The sequence below is a fragment of the Streptomyces composti genome, from assembly GCF_012034205.1.
GTDB lineage: Bacteria > Actinomycetota > Actinomycetes > Streptomycetales > Streptomycetaceae > Streptomyces > Streptomyces composti.
The window spans coordinates 1-14,916 of the sequence record NZ_JAATEM010000053.1 but is presented as its reverse complement, the minus strand read 5'-3'; the positions used below and the strand labels follow the sequence as shown (position 1 = coordinate 14,916).

The following is a 14,916-nucleotide window of genomic DNA, read 5'->3' as shown; positions in this document are numbered from 1 at the left end:
CCGCGGTGTGTCCGTGTGCGGAGTGACTGCGGACGCGAGCGAAACTCATCGTTCTTCGCGACCGCACCCGCGGCAGGCCGGCCCACCGGACGCCGCCGGCATCGCCCGCCGCCCGGGGCGGGCCGCTCGGAGGGGACCTCAAGACGCTGTTCGCCGCCTTCCGCGTCACCGGCCCGGACCGCTCGCTCGGCTTCTGCACCGCCCTGGGCGACGCCGAACCGGGCCGGGCCGGCCCCGGCGACGGCAGCCGCATGGCTCTGCCGGCCGTCGCGCCGGCGGACCGGCGGCCTCGCTCGAACCGGTCCGGCGGCCACCGGATCGAACTGGTGCAGTGGCGGAAGGGTCACCCGGACGGGCTGACCGCCGCGGACTTCTTTGAGACCGGTGGTCAGTCCTCGAACCTGATCTTCGAGGCCAGAGTGATCAGCGCCCCCGTCGCGATGATGCAGGCGCCGGCCACTTCCTCGTAGCCCTGGAAGTAGGCGATGGGGACGGTCACGCCGCAGGCCGCGCCCACCAGGTACAGGACACCTCCGGTCAGCCGCCGGAACCGTGACAGCTTCGGCTGGGGCAGGGGACCCAGCGGGTGCGGGAAGGGACCGGAACTGGGCTTCCAGCCCTCCTCCCGGAGCTGGACGTACTCCGGGTGGTGGCGGGCATGGCCCATGCGGCGGGGCGCGAGCCGCGACCAGGGCAGCCGGCCCTGCCGTATCGCGATCCAGACCAGGAGCGGCAGGCAGGCCACGACCGCCCAGATCACCGCGACGGTCCGCTGCGGGCCGGTCGCGTCCTGGAGGCCGACGAGGCGGTCGAGCTGACCGCTGGCGGCGTAGGCGATCGGCGCGGCCAGGGCGAGTATCCCCGCCGTGCGCTCGATCTGGTGACCGGTGTGACAACGGGCGCAGCGCGGTACGGTCACGGCCGTCTGCTTCCAGGTGTGGCGCAGGACGACGACCAAGGGGGTCAGGCCGACCTCCTCGTCCCTCTGCAGGCCCAGGACCCGGTCATGCTTCGACGCGGGGGTGTCGACTTCGCAGAACCAGCACGGCCGTGGCATGACCAGCTCCCCTCGCGTCCTCGTCAGAGCACCGGCAGAAACGCGGCCCAGGCCCCCGGCGTGACGATGTGGTGAGGAGCGCCCGGAGTCTTGGAGTCGCGGATGTGGATGGCGCTGGGGTGAGCGGCGACTTCGAGGCATCCGCCGCCTTCGCCGCTGCTGTGGCCGGACTTGCGCCAGTCGCAGGCGACTTCGGCGCAGGCGCCGTCGTCGTCGCCGCTGTGGACGGACGTGAACCACTCCAGTGCGGTGCTGCCCCTCATCGCTCTCCCAGAAGTCGGTCCAGCAGGCACGTCGTGTCCTCGACGTCGAGGGCCTGCGTTCGCAGCATCGCATACTCCCGGGTGAGGATCGCCACCCCGTCCGGGTCGGCAATCAGCTGGCTCCCGCGAGGTTTTCGGCGCACGCGAGCCGTTGATACCCGGGGGTCGCCAAGAGAATGGACGGGCCGGCCGGCCAGGCATGCGTGGTGCGGCCCAAGGGCCACACCGGCAAGGGGATCGAGGGTACACCGGCGGACTCGCGCAGGTGTCTCAGCTGCTCGTGGCGCACCGCGTCCCCACCCAGGCGGTCACGAGGGTGCTGCTTCCCAGATCACGAAGCCGGCTCACCGCAACGGACAACGCCCCCTTCGTGCCGAGGAATTCGTCGAGCTTCTCGGCGACATCCGGCTGCAGCGGGCGCCTGTCCTCCATCGACCGACGCCGCCTGCTGCCGCTGAGGCCGAACTTCTCGCCCAGCGACCTCTGGGTGTGACCGGCCGGCCTGGCGCCGGAGAGCGAGGAGGGCCCCGACCGTCTTCATCGCCGAGGCGTTCTTGCGTGTGCTCATGCGGTCCGAACTCCCCACCCGGAGCCGTACGTCGTGCGCGGACGCCCGGACGATGTGCTGCTGCGCGTCAGTGAACTGGTCACCAACGCCCTGCTGCACGGGGTACCGCCGGTCCGGGGGCTTCCTGCTGCGGCTGCCGGCCCACGGCGACAGCGGCGGTGTCCTGCGGGGCGAGGTGCACGACAGCGGGGGCGGCGTACCGGCGGTGCGGGAGCCGGGGGAGGGGTGCCCGGAGGCGGGCGGGCGAGGTCTGCTGTTGGTGGCGGAGCTGCGGGACAAGCTGGCGGACGAGTGGGTGTGGGGGAGCGGCACCCCCGGCAAGATCGTGTGGTGCGAGTCCGCTACGCCGCCCTGATCACCTCGGCGACGGACCTGATCGTCTCCGGGCCCACCCGGCAGCAGCCGCCGATCAGCCGTGCCCCGGACTCCTGCCACCGGGTCACCCGGGCCGTGCTGAAGGTGGGGCGGCCGGTCCAGCCGCGCGCCCTGGCGTCCCAGCGCTCGCCGCTGTTGGGGTAGACCACGACCGGCTTGCCGGTGACGCGCGCGGCGAGCGCCACCGCGTGGTCCGCGTCCTCGGGGGTGCAGCAGTTGACGCCCACGGCGATCACCTCGTCCGCCCCGGCCGCCAGGGCGAAGGCGTCCTCCAGCCGCTGGCCCGCCCGGGTGCGGTCGCCGGCCGCGGAGTAGGACAGCCAGGCGGGGACGCCGAGGCCGCGCAGGGCGCGCAGCAGCGCCTCGGCCTCGTCGGTGTCGGGCACGGTCTCCAGGGCCAGGACGTCGGGGCGGGCCGCGGCCAGGGCCTCCATGCGGGGGCGGTGGAAGCGCTCCAGCTCGGCGACGGTCAGGCCGTAGCGGCCCCGGTACTCGGAGCCGTCCGCCAGCATCGCCCCGTAAGGGCCGATCGAGGCGGCCACCCACAGGGGGCGGGAGGCCCGGGCGAGGCGGGCGGCCTCGCGGGCCGACTCCACGCTCAGGGCCAGCAGCCCGGCCGCCCGGTCGCGGTCGATGCCGCGCCGGGCGAAGCCCTCGAAGGTCGCCTGGTAGCTGGCCGTGATCGCCACATCGGCGCCCGCCTCGAAGTAGGCGAGGTGCGCCTCGGTGATCGCCTCGGGGGCGTCGGTCAGCAGCCGGGCGGACCACAGCTCGTCGGAGAGGTCGTGGCCCGCGGCGGCGAGCTGGTTGGACATGCCGCCGTCGAGGACGAGCGTGCCGGACGCGAGCGCTTCGGCGAGGTCGCGAACCTGGTGCATACGGCCGACGGTAACGGACGGCGGGACACCGGGCGGCGCGGGCGGGCCGGCGGCCGCGGATCCTCGCGTGAACCATGAGATCCGCCTCGCCGGACCTCTCGGACGCGCTGGTCAACGTCGTCCCGGAACCCGGCGCGCGCGGGTGAGTGCGTCCTCCGTCACGCGTGCTCGGCGCGCACCCGGCCCGCGCGGACGGCCGCGCCCAGAGCCTCGTGGTCCCGCTCGTTCTGGTCGGCGTACGCCTGGGCGAACAGGGTGAGCGCCCGGTCGAAGCGGTCGCTGCCGCCCAGATACGCGGCGATGGCGACGGGGTCGCCGGACCGGGCGTGCGCCCGCGCCAGACAGGCCCCGCACACCATCGCGAACAGGCGCAGCAGGCCGGGATCCATGGTCTCGGGGCGGGCGATGCCCTTCCAGTCGCGCAGCTGCCGCACGTAGAAGTCGCGGGGGCGGCCGTCCAGGCCGACGGCGTGGGTCCAGCCCAGCAGGATGTCGCTGGTGGTCTGGATCAGCCGCTGGCCCGCCACCACCCGGCGGCCCTGATTCGTCCAGCGGTCGCCGCCGGTGTACGGCGACAGCACCGACTCCTGCGCCTCCTTGGCCTGCAGCAGCAGCGGATCGTCGTCGTCCCGGCCGAGCAGCAGCACGATCCAGCAGCGCGTGCCGACGCTGCCGACCCCGACGACCTTCCGGGCCGCGTCGACCAGGTGGTAGCGGCGCAGCAGATGCCGGCGCTCCGAGGACAGCGAGCGTGCGTAGGTCTCCAGGATTTCGTGCAGCGCCTTCGCCTCGGTCGCGGGTTCCTCCAGCAGATCGCGCAGCGGGGTGATCAGCGGCGGGTCCGGCGTGATGCGGCGGCCGTCCGCCGTGACCCGGGTCAGCTTTCTGAAGGCCCGCAGGTGGGTGCGGGTGCGGGCGCGTGCGGCGGCCTCGTCGGCCCGCCGGGCGGCCTCACGGTTGTGCGAGGAGGCGAGCAGCTCCCGCAGATGGCCGGCGTCGTCCTGCGCGTACCAGATGTCGAGGATCCGCATGCCGGCCAGCTCCCGGATCCGCCGCCGGTACGCCCTCACGCAGGCGGAGACCACGTCGTCCTGCTCGGCGGCCGAGAAGCCCTTGGCGCGGCCCGCGATGGCGAAGCTGGCGGCGAGCCGTTTGACGTCCCACTCGAAGGGGCCGGGAAGGGTCTCGTCGAAGTCGTCGATGTCGAAGATCAGGTGCCGCTCCGGGGAGGCCAGCAGCCGGAAGTTGAGCAGATGGGCGTCCCCGCACAGCTGCACCGTCAGACCGGTGCCGGGCAGCGGCGCGAGATCCGAGGCCATTACGGCTGCGGCGCCCCGGTAGAAGCGGAACGGGGATTCCAGCATCCGGCCGTAGCGGAGGGGGACCAGGCCGGACAGCCGGGTCGCCGACTGCCCTTTGATCAGCTCGACGGGGTCGGGCCGGTCCTGGGCCGCCTCGTACCAGCCGTGGGCCGACCGCGGGGCGCGGTTGCGGGCCTTGCGGCCGTGCGCCGCCCGCTCGGCAGGGGTCAGGGAAGCACTGAGCGAACCGGGCACGGCCATCGCCGCCTCCCACCTGGAGGGTGTCCCTCCATCTCACTGTATCCCCGCCCGTCGCGCCTGTCGGGGCGCCGGATCACCTGCCGTGGGCGGTGCGGCGGCCGGAGCGGGCCGGACGGCGGGCCCCTGTGTCACCCGTGCCGGGTGAGGCAGCGGGTACCGTGCCGGGCCCACGCTGACATCGGCCCTCCGTGCAGGTCGTGGCCGGCCGGCCTCGGCGCCGCCGCACCTACGGAGTCGGGCCGCCGGAGGGTGACGCGATGTGCCCCTTTCCGTCCCCGACCGGTCCGACCGCTCACGGCCTCTGGCGCCAGGCCCCGAAACGGGGTGGGATGAAACCCTGGGGCACCCCGACCGGAACCGGGGTGCCCCAGGCCTGTGCTCAGGACGCTTCGGCCGGTGCCGAAGCGTCCCGCTCCTAGCGTGACCGCATGAGCCACAGCACGCCTCGCACCCCGCCTGCCGCATCTGCGTCCGCCGCCTTCGCCGCGCTGCACCGGCCGGGCCGGCCCCTGCTGCTGCCCAACGCCTGGGACCACGCCTCCGCCGCGATCCTCGCCGCGCACGCCTTCCCCGCCATCGGCACCACCAGCCTCGCCGTCGCCGCGGCGGACGGAGTGACCGACGGGGCGGGCCACACCCGCGAGCAGACGCTCCGCCTCGCCCTCACCCTCGGCTCCGAGCCGTTCCTGCTCTCCGTGGACGCCGAGGACGGATTCAGCGACGATCCTGACGAGGTGGCCGAGTTCGCCCGCGAACTGGCCGCGGCGGGCGCCGTCGGCATCAACCTGGAGGACGGGCTCGGCCCCGCCGACCGGCACGCCGCCAAGATCGAGGCCGTCCGTGCCGCCGCGCCCGACCTGTTCGTCAACGCCCGCACCGACACCCACTGGCTCGGCGGCGGCGACCCGGACGAGACCCTGAGCCGCCTGATGGCCTATCAGGAGGCAGGCGCGCACGGCGTGTTCGTTCCGGGAATCACCGACCCGGAGGAGATCACCCGCCTCGTCCGGCAGCTGGACGTCCCGCTCAACGTCCTGCACACACCCGAGGGCCTCTCGGTGCAGCACCTGGCGGAGCTGGGCGTCGGACGCGTCAGCCTGGGCTCGCTCCTCTACCGGCGGGCCCTCGGGGCGGCCCTGGAGGCGGCCACCGCCGTCCGTTCGGGCCGCACACCGCAGGGCACGACGCCCTCGTACGCGGAGATCCAGCGGCTCAGCTCGCCCGGGGCCAGTTCGTCAGGGTGATGTGCAGGGCCTCGATCGCCTGGTTCCAGGACGCCTCCAGGTCCCGGGGAGCCGCGAAGGAGCCGGTGGCCTCCAGGGCGCAGAAGCCGTGGAAGGCGGAGCGCAGCAGGCGGACCGCGTCGGTGAGGTCCGGCTCCTGCAGACCGTAGTCGCGCAGCAGGCCGTAGGTGACCTCGGCGGTGCGGCGCACGGCGGGGGAGCCGGCGATGCGGGACGGGTCCAGGCGGATCTGGGTCGCCGCATAGCGGCCGGGGTGGGTGAGGGCGTAGGCGCGATAGGCGCAAGCGAAGGCGGCCAGGGCGTCCTTGCCGGTGCGCCCGTCGACCGCCTCGGCGATCCGGTCGATCAGCTCGCCGGCGGCGAGCAGCGCCACGCGGGTGCGCAGATCGTCCAGGCCGCGCACATGGGCGTACAGGCTCGCGTCCTTGACGCCGAAGCGCCGGGCCAGTGCGGACAGGGTGACCCGGTCGAAGCCGGCCTCGTCGGCGAGGTCGGCCGCGGCCGAGACCAGACGGTCGGTGCTGAGCCCGGCACGGGGCAAGGGGGCCTCCGATCGGGAGAGACGACAGGGCCGGAAGAGAGATCGTGCGTGTGTGCAGGGAGCAACCTAATGGATGCGGGGGAGGCCGGTGAGCGGTGGTCCGCCGAGGCCGGACCACTCCGGCCGGCCCCCGCGGCCACGCCCCTCCGGCTCTCCTCACCGGGCCGCCAGCACCTCGCCGACGAAGGCGTTGCGGAACTTGCCCGCCGGGTCCAGGTCCTCGGCCAGCCGCCGGAAGTCGTCCAGGCGGGGGTAGAGGGCGCGCAGCCCGGCCGCCGGGACGGTGAACACCTTGCCCCAGTGGGGGCGGGCCTCGAAGGGGGCCAGGGCCTGTTCCAGGCGGCGCACCACGGGCAGCACCGCCGTGCCGTCCTCGATCCAGGTGAAGTGCGCGGCCACGGTGTCCCGGCCGTAGGACGGGCTCAGCCACTGGTCGTCGGCGGCGACCAGACGGATCTCGCAGGTCTGCAGCACCGGCGCCACCACCTCCCGTATCCCGTCCAGCGCGCGCAGGGCGTCCAGGGCGTGCCGGCGCGGCATCAGGTACTCCGACTGGAGCTCGGCCCCGCTGCTGGGGGTGAACTCGGCACGGAAGTGCGGCAGCCGCTCGTGCCAGGGTCCCGGCACCCCGAACTGCTCGGTGCAGTTGACGGCGGGCATGCCCGGGACCGGGTGCATCTTCTCCGCCGCCGGAGCCGCGTACGGGAAGTCGGGCAGCGGCTGGTCGGTGCGGCGCTTCAGCCACACCTGCCGGAAGCCGGGTGCCCGCCAGTCGGTGAACAGGCTCACGCTGTACGCCGCCGTCATCACCGTCTCGAACGAGTCCTCGTCCAGTGCGTCGAGCGGCAGCTCGGTGAAGACGTGCTGCTCGACCTCGTAGGCCGGCTCCAGATCGAGGGTGAGCGCCGTCACCACGCCCAGCGCCCCGAGCGCCGTCACCGCGCCCGCGAACCGCTCCTCGCCCCGCCGCAGGGTCACCGTCGAGCCGTCCGCCGTCACCAGCTCCACCTCGCGCACCGAGGAGGCCAGCGGCCCGTTGCCGGCTCCCGAGCCGTGCGTGCCGGTCGCCACCGACCCGGCGATCGAGATGTGCGGCAGCGAGGCCATGTTCGCCAGCGCCAGGCCCCGCGCGTGCACCTGCCGGGCCAGCTGCGCGTACCGGAGGCCGCCGCCCACCCGCACCGTGCGCGCCGCCGTGTCCACGTCCACCTCGGGCGGCAGATCCGCCAGCGACAGCAGCACGCCCTCGGCGCCGGGCTCGGCGATCTCGTTGAACGAGTGGCCGCTGCCCAGCACCCGCAGCCGCTCGCTCTCCGCCACCACCGCCCGCAGCCCGGGCAGGGAGTCCGGCCGGTGCAGCGCCTTGGCCGCGTAGGTGATGTTGCCGGCCCAGTTGGTCACCGTGATGTCCGTCATACCGCGGAACCTACCCGGCGCGTCTGAGGACCCCCCGCGCGGGAAGCCGAGCCGCAGGGGGCATACCGTGAGGAGTCGTACGTCCGCACCGGGAGGAGATGACGGGATGGGCAGCCGGACCGAGCTGGTCGAAGATCTTATGGAGCGGTTCCCGCATGTGCCGCGGGAGGCCGTCTTCAAGGAGGACCTGCTCCGCGGCGGCGTGGCCTTCGACCCGTCCGCCCTCAGCGACAACGAGAGCGGCGAGGTCAAGCCGAAGTCCTACTTCATCTTCTCCTTCGACCACGGCACCCTGCCCGAGCTGGGCGAGGCCGCGCTGCGCCGCCCTCCGGAGGAGATCATCCTCACCGGCGGCCCCTACGACCTGCGCCGCACCGTCGTCTCCGTCCGGGTGAACCCCTCCTCGCCCTACCGGGTCGCCGCCGGCGAGGACGGCATGCTCGGGCTCTACCTCGACGGCAAGCGCATCGCCGACGTCGGCGTGCCGCCCATGCCCGAGTACTACCGGCACACCCTGTCCAACGGGAAGTCCGTCATGGAGGTCGCCCCCACCATCCAGTGGGGCTACCTGATCTACCTGACCGTCTTCCGCGTCTGCCAGTACTTCGGCGCCAAGGAGGAGTGCCAGTACTGCGACATCAACCACAACTGGCGCCAGCACAAGGCGGCCGGCCGCCCCTACACCGGCGTCAAGGACGTCGAGGAGATCCTCGAGGCCCTGGAGATCATCGACCGCTACGACACCGCCAGGGCCTCCACCGCCTACACCCTCACCGGCGGCGCCATCACCTCCAAGGTCGCCGGCCGCGACGAGGCCGACTTCTACGGCCACTACGCCAAGGCCATCGAGGAGCGCTTCCCCGGCCGCTGGATCGGCAAGGTCGTCGCCCAGGCGCTGCCCAAGGCCGACGTGCAGCGCTTCAAGGACTACGGCGTGCAGATCTACCACCCCAACTACGAGGTGTGGGACGAGTACCTGTTCAAGATGTACTGCCCCGGCAAGGAGCGGTACGTCGGCCGCGACGAGTGGCACAAGCGGATCCTCGACTCCGCCGACGTCTTCGGCGCGCGCAACGTCATCCCGAACTTCGTCGCCGGTGTGGAGATGGCCGAGCCCTTCGGCTTCAAGACGGTCGACGAGGCCATCGCCTCCACCACCGAGGGCCTGCGCTTCTTCATGTCGCACGGCATCACGCCCCGCTTCACCACCTGGTGCCCGGAGCCGACCACCCCGCTCGGCAAGGCCAACCCGCAGGGGGCGCCGCTGGAGTACCACATCCGGCTGCTCCAGGCCTACCGGCAGACCATGGAGGACTTCGGCCTGACCTCGCCCCCCGGCTACGGCCCGCCCGGACCCGGCCGCGCGGTGTTCTCCGTCAGCTCCTTCATGGACAGCCTGCCCGCCGAGGAGACCACCGGGGACACGGCGGAGGCGCACGCCCAGGCGTGAGGCGCTCCGTGCGCGCCCCCGGCGCCGCGGTGCGATCCGCCTGATTCATCAGGGAGTTCTGATTCCTCAGCAAATTCTGAGGAATGAGTGAAGGCCGGAACCGAGACGTTCCGGCCTTCCTTGCGTATGGTCCCGTGAGGGGTTCGCTTGCGCCGCCGCGCCCGCACCGCGGCCGGCGCTTGTCAGGTGTGCCGGCAACGTGAAAGGCTCGGCGGCCACCGCCCCAGGTTGTCCAACTTGGCCACCGATGCGGCGAGTTGGGCTCGAAAGCGCGGACCGCAGATGCAGGAGACCCATGCCCGACCTGCCGACCCCTCAGGACGACGCCGAGAAGGCGCTGTTCTCCGAGTACTGGGACGCGGTGCTGTCCTACGCCGAGCTGTGCACCACCGGACCCTCCGCCGCCGCACAGCTCGCCCACGAGGCCTTCGCCCGCGGCGTCCGTGAGATCCGCGCCGCCGAGACCGGCACGGCCCGCAGCCGCCGCTCCGCCCGCCTCCCGCGCCTCGCCCTGCTGCTGACCGCCGTCCGCACCACCGCGGCCGACTGGGCGGACACCGCCCAGGGCGACCGGCTCGACCCCGGCCTGCGCCAGTGGCTCGCCTCCGAGCAGGCCGCCCGCTACACCGGCCCGCCCCTCACCCGGCCGCTCGCCCTGCGCGGACTGCGCGACCTGCCGCAGGCCGACGCCGAACTGCTGTGGCTCGCCGACGTGGAGGCCCTGCCGCTGCCCGTCGCCGCCCGGCGGCTCGGCCTCGACCCGGACACCGCCGCCGCCGAACTCGACCGTGTCCGCGACCAGTTCCGCAACCGCTGCCACCGCGCCCAGCTCGACACCCCGACGGACGCCGAATGCCGCAGCTACGCCCGGCTCCTCGACGCCGTCACCCGCTCACCCGCCGCCGACACGCCCGACGACCTCACCCGCCACCTGGCCTCCTGCCCGCGCTGCGCCGAGGCCGCCGCCTGCCTGAGCACCACCCCGGCAGGACCGGCCGGGGCCCTCGCCGAGGGCGTCCTCGGCTGGGGCGGCCCCGCCTACCTGGAGCGCCGCCGCCGGGCGGCCGACGCACGACTCGACGCCCCGCACACCTCCGGCGCCGACCACGACGAGACCTCCTCCGACCGCAGGCTCCTCGCCCGGGGCGGACTGCTCGGCGCCGCGCTCCTGGTCTCCGCCCTGGCCCTCGCCGTCACCCTGATGCCCTTCGGCGGCGACCCGGCGGGCGAACGCCTCGCCCAGTCCAGGTCAGGGGAACACCCCGTGTCCGGCCCCGGCGTCTCGCTGCCGCCCGGCACCCCCGAGGCCTCGTCGACCACCGCCGCCACCAACCCCCGCCCCTCGGCGCCCCGTACCGGCACACCGGCCCCCAGCCGCAGCGTGACCGCGTCCCCGGAGGACCACGACCCCGAGCCCGAACCCCAGGGCACCTCCTCCGCCACCTCCGCACCCGGTGCGACCGGCGACGCCGGTCCCGCCGCCTGCCGGGCCGAGTACGACCTGGTCCACCAGTGGCCCGACGGCTTCCAGGCCGAGGTCACGGTCGTCACCCGCGTCCCCGTCGACTCCTGGCGCGTCGACTTCACCTTCCGCGACGGCCAGCGCATCCGGCAGATGTGGGACGCCGGAGTCGTCCAGCGCGACGGCCACGTCACGGCCACGGCCCCCCACTACAACAGCTCCGTCCCCGCCGGCGGGAAGATCGCCTTCGGCTTCATCGGAGCGTGGAACGGCAGCAACAACCCGCCGGCGGGCTTCGCGCTGAACGGCCGGCCGTGCGAGCCGGTTCGGTGACGGACCGGACGACTCGGTTCAAGCCGGCGCGGGCCGGTCCGGCCTCCGCGTCATCCACCATCCGGCCGCGCCGGACAGGACCGCACCGGCCACCACCGCGGGTGCCGTGTGCCCGACCGCGCTGCCCACGAGCCACCCGACGGCCGCGCCCATGGCGATCATCGAGAACAGTTCCAGGAAGCTGCTCAGCCGGCCGCCCGCACCGGCGCGCCACCGTCGCAGCACGAGGAGGGGCAGACCGAGCCCCAGAGATCCGAGCGTGGTGATCAGCGGGGCGTGCAGCCGTCCGGGCAGGGGCAGTCTGTACTCCAGCGCCTGCACCGCGGTCAGCGTCATCAGAAGAGCGCCGATCACCGTCGTCTGGATCAGGGTGAGGTGCTGCTGGTGGCTCTGCAGCCGCTGGGCAGCCGATTCCGCGGCCACCCGCGCCGCCTCGGCGACCTGCTCACGGGCGACCGACAGATAGGCCAGATCGTCATCGAGCGCCGCGGTCAGCCGCGCACGGCACTCCTCGTCCGAGTCCAGCGTCCTCGGCTGTCCGTCCGCGCCCGTGCCCAGCACACGCATCCCGGTGCCCGCGACGTCCACCGTGCGTGCCATGACCTGCAGCGCGCCCGAAGTGGAACCCGCCAGCCGCTCTTCGGCGAGCACCCGCTGGGCCCGGACCGCAAGGCTCTCCCAGCGGACCAGATCCCGCCGTCCGGTCCGCGGCCGCTCCAGCGAGTCGGTCAGCAATTCCTGCCAGGACCGGGTGAGTTCGTCGCCCTGCCGTCTCAGGTCCTGCAAACGCCGATCGAGCTGCTCGCTGCTCTCCAGACGTATCCGGTACTGGTCCCGGAGGACGGCGGCGTGGATCAGATAGCGGGTGAGCGGCACGAGACCGTCCTGCGCGGCGGTCCAGGACCAGTCGTCCAGCAGGCCCTCGTGGTGATCGTCGGCCGGAGCCGTGAGCAGCAGCGAACGGCCGGCCGGCACGCCCCGGGCCGGCCGGCGGATCTCCCAGAGCGCCAGGCCGTCGCCCGGTTCCACCGGGCGGGACAGCCGGGCGGACGGGGCCAGTTCACGCTGGAGCGCCTCTCCCACCACCGGGAGGTCGGCGGGCAGCGTGGCCGTGCCGGGCCGCACGAGCGAGCGGTAGGCACGCACCGTGCCCAGAGCGGAGGGGTCGTCGTCACCGCGGTGCCCGACGACGCCGGCCGCCCTGCGGCAAGCGGTGTCCCAGGTCCGTTCCAGCCCGTGCAGGACCTGCGCACTGCGGGCAGGGGTGCGGCCGAACCCCTCCTCTGCCGCGAGCATGACGGTCAGCCCGATCACATCGTTCAAGCGGTAGAGCACCGCTTGCCGCATGCGGGTGGCGTCTCTGCGCCTGCCGAAGGACAGATACCCGAGTCCCGGCGCGAGGGAGGAGGACGGCAGAGCCGGATCGCCTCCGCCGGGGAAGTCGTCCATCCCGGCCTGGGCACACGTCTCCCACAGCACGCGAAGCAGCGGGCTTCCCCCGTCCGGGAACCGCTCGGCGGCGAAGAAGTAGTGCAGCTGCAACGCCTCGCGCCCGAAGCGCGGGTCAGCGGCCATCCGGTGTCCCCGAAGACTCCTCCCCCGGACGGCCCAGGCCCGCCAGCCGGTCCTGGAGCACGGCACGCCGCTCGAGGACCGGCTCCGGAGCGTCCGTCTCCTCGGGGAGGTCCCGGGGCGAACGCCAGGCGACCACCAGGTCCTCGAGCAGGCCGAGGGAACGCCGGAACGCCCCCCAGTCACCTCGCTCCAGCGCGTCCGACAGGGCCTCGAGCAAGTCGCTCACCCGCTGCCATCCGGAGGGATGAAGCCGGCGGTCCGGGATGGCCCGAAGTATGTCCCGCGACTCCTCCACCAGGGTCGTCAACTCGCCCCGCACGCCCGCCTCCCGCTTGCTAGCCTCCCGTGCACCGGCCACACATTAGAGCAGCCGCCCTGCCGGGGGCGTGCTCGCGGCTTCTGACGGGGGGGCGAAGCGTGAGCGACGGGCGCGGAACGGACCAACTGGCGGGGCTCGCCGGCAGACTGTTACGGGCCGATTACGGTACGAGCAGGGCGAGCAGACTGGCGCGGCTGGCACACGAGGCCGATCAGGCATGGGAAGCCGACCCCGCGGACAGGCGCAGCCTCGACACCGCCTCCTCGCTCTTCGAACAGGCGCTGGCCGCCCTCCCCGCAAGGCACCCTCAGCGCTTCGGGCTCGTACTGGATGTGGCGGGATGTCACCGCAAGCTGTGGCTGGTCGCAGGAGACCCGGAGCGGCTGCGGCGGTCCTCGGAGCTCTTGCACGAGCTCGCGGCCGGTGCCGGGGGCCGGTCACCTCGGCAGCGGGCCGACCTCTGGCTGAGCATCCTCCAGAACCACGTTCTGCGCTTCGGCGACGGTGACCAGGCCGAGGCGCGACGCGCGAGGGAGTGTCTCGGCACGCTCGGCTCCCTCCTCGCCGGGGCCGCCCCCCAGCCCTGGACGGCGAGCGTGCGGACGGCCGTGCTCCTGGCCGCCGCTCAGCTCGCCGCCTTCGAGGACGACGAACAGACCTGCTCCCGGCTGCTGAACGAGGCCCGGCAGGCTTTCGGAGGGCCGCTCGTCCTCCACCGGGACGACAGGACCGACACCTGGATCCGGTGCGTCGATCTCCGGAGCAAGTACCTGCAGGAGCGCTACGAGACCCACTACAGCGACCCCGACTGCCGGCAGGCCCTCCGGTTGCTGACCTGCTGGGCACGTGCCTGTGAAGGCGGACCGGACAACCCGGTCCGGCCGATCGCCCGGCGAGGTGTTCTGCGCGTCACCCGGTACCGGCTGCTCGGCCGGCTCGAGGACGCCCACGGCGCGCGCGCAGATCTGGCGGCGGCGCTGGAGATGGGCGTGACGGGCCGGGCTCGGTGTGACTACCAGTGGTACCTCGGCACGCTGCTCGTCCTGATCGCCCAGCGCCACCAGCTCGATCGGCAGAGCCGGGCATGGGCCTGCCGGCTGGCGCAGGAGTCCCTGGCCGGAACGCCGTCCGAACCGGGTTCCGCAGACCACGCACTGCACGTGTTCCTGGTCGCCGACGTCCACCACCAGTTCGGCGGGAACAGGGACGCGGCGTCCCTGCGGGAGATCCTCGGCTTGTACCGGCAGGCCCTGGAAGGCCTGACCGGCACGGGGAACGAGTGGCTGGTCAGGCAGCGGCTGAGCCTGGTCCACCGGGCCCTGCAGGAGGTGGAGCCCTACGAGGATCATCTGACCCCTGCCGTCCAGCAGCTGGAGCGAGCCCTGCAGGTGTGTCCTGAGCCGCAGGCGGGGCAGGAGACTCCCGCTCTTCACTCGGCCATGGGCGATCTGCTGCGCCTGCGGTACGAACGCAACGGCGACGCCGAGGACTACAGGCGGGCACGGGTGCACACGGAACGCGGCGTCCTGCTCGCCCGCGACCCGGGCATGGCACCGGGCTGGGCCGTACGCGTCTCCAACCACGCCCTGGTACTGGCGGCGAAGAGACGCCGCGAGGATGTCCACGCGGCCGAGCAGCTCCTGCGCGAAGCACTCGGCAGTGACCACGTCCATCCCGACGACGAGGCCGTCCTGCGGCACAACCTCGGCACGGTGCTCCGGGAGGCCGGGGCGGCCATGCAGGACGGCGCACAATTGCGCGAGGCGGAGCAGGCACTGAGGCACGCGGTACGTCTGACATCGGTGGCCACCGCCGTCGGACGGCTCGCCCGGCGCAATCTGGCTCTGGCTCTGTACAGCCGGTGGGAGCTGGA

General features: G+C 73.4%; 13 protein-coding genes and 1 pseudogene. 5 read left to right on the top strand and 9 right to left on the bottom strand.

What is annotated here, in order from left to right; translation table 11 throughout:
* Window positions 1–388: 388 nt before the first annotated feature.
* The 3 genes from HCJ93_RS28550 to HCJ93_RS29790 form a co-directional block, all read right to left on the bottom strand.
* On the bottom strand, window positions 389–1,057 hold the full coding sequence (locus HCJ93_RS28550; RefSeq protein WP_167998729.1) for a hypothetical protein: 669 nt from the start codon (window positions 1,055–1,057) through the stop codon (window positions 389–391).
* Window positions 1,058–1,080: 23 nt separating this feature from the next.
* The gene (locus tag HCJ93_RS28545; RefSeq protein WP_167998728.1) at window positions 1,081–1,320 is read right to left on the bottom strand and encodes a DUF397 domain-containing protein; all 240 of its coding nucleotides are present in this window, start codon (window positions 1,318–1,320) and stop codon (window positions 1,081–1,083) included.
* A 112-nt stretch (window positions 1,321–1,432) separates the two neighbouring features.
* Window positions 1,433–1,609 (bottom strand): Scr1 family TA system antitoxin-like transcriptional regulator, encoded by a 177-nt coding sequence (locus HCJ93_RS29790; RefSeq protein ID WP_309141534.1) that lies wholly within the window; start codon window positions 1,607–1,609, stop codon window positions 1,433–1,435.
* A gap of 312 nt (window positions 1,610–1,921) precedes the next feature.
* Between HCJ93_RS29790 and HCJ93_RS28540 the strand changes: the two are divergent.
* Window positions 1,922–2,243, top strand: a pseudogene (locus HCJ93_RS28540) (ATP-binding protein).
* Here the strand turns inward: HCJ93_RS28540 and mmuM are convergent.
* Both mmuM and HCJ93_RS28530 read right to left on the bottom strand, forming a co-directional pair.
* Window positions 2,230–3,141, bottom strand: coding sequence for a homocysteine S-methyltransferase (gene mmuM, locus HCJ93_RS28535; protein ID WP_167998727.1), 912 nt, complete (start codon window positions 3,139–3,141; stop codon window positions 2,230–2,232). The pseudogene HCJ93_RS28540 and the gene mmuM overlap by 14 nt on opposite strands.
* Window positions 3,142–3,299: 158 nt before the next feature.
* Window positions 3,300–4,703, bottom strand: a complete 1,404-nt coding sequence (locus HCJ93_RS28530) for a DUF2252 domain-containing protein (protein ID WP_167998726.1) — start codon at window positions 4,701–4,703, stop codon at window positions 3,300–3,302.
* 428 nt (window positions 4,704–5,131) lie between these two features.
* On the opposite strand from HCJ93_RS28530, the gene HCJ93_RS28525 reads away from it, so the two are divergent.
* Window positions 5,132–5,947 carry an isocitrate lyase/PEP mutase family protein gene (locus HCJ93_RS28525; protein ID WP_167998725.1) on the top strand — a complete coding sequence of 272 codons (816 nt, stop codon included), beginning with the start codon at window positions 5,132–5,134 and terminating at the stop codon, window positions 5,945–5,947.
* Here the strand turns inward: HCJ93_RS28525 and HCJ93_RS28520 are convergent.
* Together HCJ93_RS28520 and HCJ93_RS28515 are read right to left on the bottom strand one after the other, a co-directional pair.
* Window positions 5,916–6,488, bottom strand: a complete 573-nt coding sequence (locus HCJ93_RS28520) for a TetR/AcrR family transcriptional regulator (RefSeq protein ID WP_167998724.1) — start codon at window positions 6,486–6,488, stop codon at window positions 5,916–5,918. The genes HCJ93_RS28525 and HCJ93_RS28520 overlap by 32 nt on opposite strands.
* Window positions 6,489–6,644: 156 nt before the next feature.
* Entirely contained in the window at window positions 6,645–7,904 is a 1,260-nt protein-coding gene (locus tag HCJ93_RS28515) for an FAD-binding protein (protein ID WP_167998723.1), read from the bottom strand.
* Window positions 7,905–8,010: 106 nt separating this feature from the next.
* Between HCJ93_RS28515 and HCJ93_RS28510 the strand changes: the two genes are divergently transcribed.
* Together HCJ93_RS28510 and HCJ93_RS28505 are read left to right on the top strand one after the other, a co-directional pair.
* Window positions 8,011–9,354 carry a radical SAM protein gene (locus HCJ93_RS28510; RefSeq protein ID WP_167998722.1) on the top strand — a complete coding sequence of 448 codons (1,344 nt, stop codon included), beginning with the start codon at window positions 8,011–8,013 and terminating at the stop codon, window positions 9,352–9,354.
* A gap of 295 nt (window positions 9,355–9,649) precedes the next feature.
* Window positions 9,650–11,149 carry a cellulose-binding domain-containing protein gene (locus tag HCJ93_RS28505; protein WP_167998721.1) on the top strand — a complete coding sequence of 500 codons (1,500 nt, stop codon included), beginning with the start codon at window positions 9,650–9,652 and terminating at the stop codon, window positions 11,147–11,149.
* An 18-nt stretch (window positions 11,150–11,167) separates the two neighbouring features.
* On the opposite strand, the gene HCJ93_RS28500 is transcribed toward HCJ93_RS28505, so the two are convergent.
* Window positions 11,168–12,724 carry a CATRA conflict system CASPASE/TPR repeat-associated protein gene (locus HCJ93_RS28500; protein WP_167998720.1) on the bottom strand — a complete coding sequence of 519 codons (1,557 nt, stop codon included), beginning with the start codon at window positions 12,722–12,724 and terminating at the stop codon, window positions 11,168–11,170.
* Complete coding sequence (locus HCJ93_RS28495) at window positions 12,714–13,019, bottom strand: CATRA system-associated protein (protein WP_309141535.1); 306 nt, start codon at window positions 13,017–13,019, stop codon at window positions 12,714–12,716. Before HCJ93_RS28495 ends, HCJ93_RS28500 begins: the two co-directional genes overlap by 11 nt.
* Window positions 13,020–13,141: 122 nt before the next feature.
* Here HCJ93_RS28495 and HCJ93_RS28490 point away from each other — a divergent pair.
* Window positions 13,142–14,916, top strand: a 1,775-nt coding sequence (locus HCJ93_RS28490; RefSeq protein ID WP_507202910.1) for an ATP-binding protein, incomplete at its 3' end; no start/stop codon positions are given.

Coding starts and splice junctions, on each gene's coding strand:
- HCJ93_RS28525 (WP_167998725.1), top strand. CDS start 5,132: ATGAGCCACAGCACGCCTCGCACCCCGCCTGCCGCATCTGCGTCCGCC.
- HCJ93_RS28505 (WP_167998721.1), top strand. CDS start 9,650: ATGCCCGACCTGCCGACCCCTCAGGACGACGCCGAGAAGGCGCTGTTC.
- HCJ93_RS28545 (WP_167998728.1), bottom strand. CDS start 1,320: ATGAGGGGCAGCACCGCACTGGAGTGGTTCACGTCCGTCCACAGCGGC.
- HCJ93_RS28550 (WP_167998729.1), bottom strand. CDS start 1,057: ATGCCACGGCCGTGCTGGTTCTGCGAAGTCGACACCCCCGCGTCGAAG.
- HCJ93_RS28515 (WP_167998723.1), bottom strand. CDS start 7,904: ATGACGGACATCACGGTGACCAACTGGGCCGGCAACATCACCTACGCG.
- HCJ93_RS28510 (WP_167998722.1), top strand. CDS start 8,011: ATGGGCAGCCGGACCGAGCTGGTCGAAGATCTTATGGAGCGGTTCCCG.
- mmuM (WP_167998727.1), bottom strand. CDS start 3,141: ATGCACCAGGTTCGCGACCTCGCCGAAGCGCTCGCGTCCGGCACGCTC.
- HCJ93_RS28500 (WP_167998720.1), bottom strand. CDS start 12,724: ATGGCCGCTGACCCGCGCTTCGGGCGCGAGGCGTTGCAGCTGCACTAC.
- HCJ93_RS28530 (WP_167998726.1), bottom strand. CDS start 4,703: ATGGCCGTGCCCGGTTCGCTCAGTGCTTCCCTGACCCCTGCCGAGCGG.